At 53.7% G+C, this 1,003-nt stretch carries 2 protein-coding genes; both read left to right on the top strand.

Annotation, left to right across the window (positions count from 1 at the left end; genetic code table 11):
- Window positions 1-69: 69 nt before the first annotated feature.
- Window positions 70-378, top strand: coding sequence for an IS3 family transposase (locus HMPREF2781_RS00980; RefSeq protein WP_010188437.1), 309 nt, complete (start codon window positions 70-72; stop codon window positions 376-378).
- A partial coding sequence (locus HMPREF2781_RS12380) for an IS3 family transposase (RefSeq protein ID WP_070643638.1) occupies window positions 378-1,003 on the top strand: 626 nt, incomplete at its 3' end. The genes HMPREF2781_RS00980 and HMPREF2781_RS12380, both read left to right, overlap by 1 nt.

Below are 1,003 nucleotides of genomic sequence, written 5' to 3'. Positions count from 1 at the left end.
TGAGGTTACCCTCGTTTAGTGGACACCCTATTTGTACGGATCTTGTGTCCGTAAGAGAGGATGTTCATTGTGAGTCAACAGCGCAAGAAGTACACGCCTGAGTACCGGCGTGAGGCCGCGAACCTGGTAATCGAGTCAGAGCGCCCAATTGCCCATGTGGCTAAGGAAATCGGTGTTTCCGCCGGGCTTTTAGGCCGGTGGGTCAAACTCGAGCGTGAACGCCGAGGAGCCTCGGATGGGATGAGTGAGGCTGATCTTCGTGCTGAGAATGCTCGTCTGCGCCGAGAGCTGGCTGAAGCAAAGATGGATAACGAGTTTTTGTCAAAAGCGACAGCCTTCTTCGCCGCGAAGCAACGCGAGCAGAAAAGTTCGAACTAATGCAGCAGGAGAAGGCAAACTACAGCATCAAACGCATGGCACGACTATTAAAAGTATCTCGGTCTGGATACTACAAATGGGCCCATGTGCAGCAGAAACGACTATCCGGAAAGGATGATCGGGCAGCATTTTACGATGATGTTGACCGTAAGATTCATCAGATTTGGAAAGACTCCGATGAGGTTTATGGTGCTCCGCGGATCACCGCAGAGCTTGCCGAGCGCTACCACATTTCGCTTAACCGTAAGACTGTGGCGAAGCGGATGCGCATGATGGGCATTGAAGGGATTTCACCGCGTGCCTTTGTCCCGGTGACTACAATCCAAGCCAAGCGTAAGTCAACTCTTCCTGACCTGGTCAAGCGCATGTTTGATACTGGTGAGCTCAACCGAGTGTGGATGTCAGATATTACCTACTTGCGCACCGGTGAAGGCTGGTTGTACTTGTGCGCGGTCCGCGACGGTCATTCCCGCAGAGTGCTGGGCTGGGCTATGGATAGCGTGCAAGACACACACCTGGTCGAACGGGCCCTGCGGATGGCGCATACACTGCGCGGTGATGTTCCTGATGGGCTGGTGTTTCACGCTGACCGCGGAACGCAATTTACCAGTGAGAAGCTCTGGGA

This window comes from Corynebacterium sp. HMSC062A03, from assembly GCF_001811145.1.
GTDB lineage: Bacteria > Actinomycetota > Actinomycetes > Mycobacteriales > Mycobacteriaceae > Corynebacterium > Corynebacterium aurimucosum.
Note: the sequence above shows the minus strand (reverse complement) of the source record. Positions and strands in the feature narration are given on the sequence as shown.